The organism is Burkholderia sp. HMSC10F09 (assembly GCF_001806955.1).
GTDB lineage: Bacteria > Pseudomonadota > Gammaproteobacteria > Burkholderiales > Burkholderiaceae > Burkholderia > Burkholderia multivorans.
Genome location: NZ_KV786706.1, coordinates 1 through 2,432, shown reverse-complemented (window position 1 = coordinate 2,432; position 2,432 = coordinate 1). Strand labels below are relative to the sequence as shown.

1 protein-coding gene is annotated in these 2,432 nt (G+C 67.1%); it reads right to left on the bottom strand.

All coding sequences use genetic code 11. The annotated features are described in order from the left end of the window. The coding region (locus HMPREF3115_RS13965; protein WP_070554806.1) for an FdhF/YdeP family oxidoreductase at positions 1 to 2,292 on the bottom strand (2,292 nt) is incomplete at its 3' end. Positions 2,293 to 2,432 lie beyond the last annotated feature (140 nt).

The window sequence follows — 2,432 nt, the reverse complement described above, 5'->3', positions numbered from 1 at the left end:
GCTCAGCGGCGCGATCGACGAAGCCGAGCGCACGACGCGCACCGGCACCGACTTGTACGACGGCGTGCCGCTTTCCTTGTCGATATAGTCGAGCGGCACGAGCACGTTCGCTTCCGGATAGTACGCACCGACCGAACCGGGCGCGATGTCGTACTCGATCGCGGTGATCTTCTCGAGACGCAGCGTGCGGCCGGACGCGCCGATCGTCTCGATGTCGACGAGGTCGCCGTGCTCGAGACCGTACTTCTCGAGATCGGCGGGATTCATGAACAGCACGTCGCGCCGCCCGAACACGCCGCGATAGCGATCGTCGAGCCCGTAGATCGTCGTGTTGTACTGGTCGTGACTGCGCAGCGTGATGAGTCGCAGCACCTGCTCGCCGCCGAGCACTTCCGCGTCTTCCGCGACGCCCTTGTACACCGAGAACATCGCCTTGCCGGTCGGCGTCGGCCACACGCGTTCGGTCGGCGGCAGCGGCAGCCGGAAGCCGCCCGGCGTGCGGATCCGTTCGTTGAACGCTTCGAAGCCGGGAATCGTGCGGTCGATCAGATCGCGGATCCGGTCGTAGTCGGCGATCAGGTCGAGCCACGCGACCTTGCTGTTCGGCAGCGTCGCATGCGCGATGCCGGCGACGATCGCAGGCTCCGAGCGCAGATGCTCCGAGGCCGGCTTCAGCTTGCCCGCCGACGCATGGACCATCGACATCGAATCCTCGACCGTTACCGACTGCGTGCCGCCGGCCTGCACGTCGAGCTCGGTGCGCCCGAGCACCGGCAGGATGTAGGTCTCCTTCGCGACGAGCAGATGCGAGCGGTTCAGCTTCGTGCCGAGATGCACGCTCAGGTCGAGCTTCGACATCGCGGGGAACGACTGCTCGGGATCGGGCAGCGCGACCGCGAAATTGCCGCCGAGACAGAGCAGCGCCTTCGCGGTGCCGTCGATCATCGCCTGCATGGCCTGCACGGCGTCGTGCCCGTGATGCGACGGCGGCGTGAAGCCGAACACGTCCTCGAGCTTCTTCAGAAACTCGGCGGACGGCTTTTCCGTGATGCCGACCGTGCGGTTGCCCTGCACGTTCGAATGGCCGCGCAGCGGGCAGATGCCGGCGCCCGGCTTGCCGATGTTGCCGCGCAACAGCAGCAGATCGGCGATCAGCCGCACGTTCGCGGTGCCCTTGTTGTGCTGCGTGACGCCCATCCCGTACGTGACGATCGTCGCGTTCGACTTCGCATAGGCGAGCGCGACCTGTTCGAGCTGCGCCTGGCTGAGCCCGCTCGCATGCTCGATGTCGTCCCATGACGTCGCTTCGAGATCGGCCGCGAACGCGTCGAAGCCTTCGGTGTGCTGCGCGATGAACGCGCGATCGAGCACGTCGCCGCGCTCGGCCTCGAGCTGCAGCAGCGCCTTCATGATGCCCTTCAGCGCGGCCGCGTCGCCGCCCGCATCGACCTGATAGTACGTCGATGCGATCCGCGTCGAACCGAACGACGCCATCTCGATCATGTCCTGCGGATCGGCGAAGCGTTCGAGCGCGCGCTCGCGCAGCGGATTGAAGACGATGATCGGCACGTGGCGGCGCGCGCATTCGTGCAGCGTGCCCATCATCCGCGGATGGTTCGTGCCGGGGTTGTGGCCGATCGAGATGATCAGCTCGCACCGGTCGAAATCCTCGAGCGACACGGTGCCCTTGCCGATGCCGATCGACTGCGGCAGCCCGACGCTCGTCGGCTCGTGGCACATGTTCGAGCAGTCGGGGAAGTTGTTCGTGCCGAGTTCGCGCGCGAACAGCTGATACAGGTACGCGGCCTCGTTCGAGGCACGGCCCGACGTATAGAACTCGATCTGCCCGGGCGGCAGCGCGCGCAGCACTTCGCCGATGCGCGCGAACGCGTCGTCCCATTCGACCGCGCGGAACGTGTCGGTCGCGCGATCGTAGACGAGCGGATGCGTGAGCCGACCCATGTTCTCGAGCTCGTAGTCCGACATGCGCAGCAGCGAGGAAACCGTATTCGCCGCGAAGAACTCGGGCGTCACGCGCTTGGTCGTCGCTTCCCACGTGACGGCTTTCGCGCCGTTCTCGCAGAACTGGAACGTCGACTTGTGCTCCTTGTCCGGCCACGCGCAGCCGGGACAGTCGAAGCCGTCCGGCTGGTTGGTGCGCATCAGCGTGATCGGTGCCTCGATGGTCTCCATCTGCGTGCGGACGGCCTCGGCTGTCGCGCGAAGCGCGCCCCAACCGCCGGCGGGCCCGTCGTACTTCCTGATGCCTGGCACTTCGCGTCGATTTGTCATGTGATTCTCCATCAGCTGCGCCGCCGTGCGGGCAGCCCGGGTTGCGCCGTGCGACGGCGGGGACGTCTGCGCCCGGCGGACGCAGACGCTCATGCGCGCCCCGATGCCGGGCCGCGCGGGTTCATCGGCGGCCGGTGCGC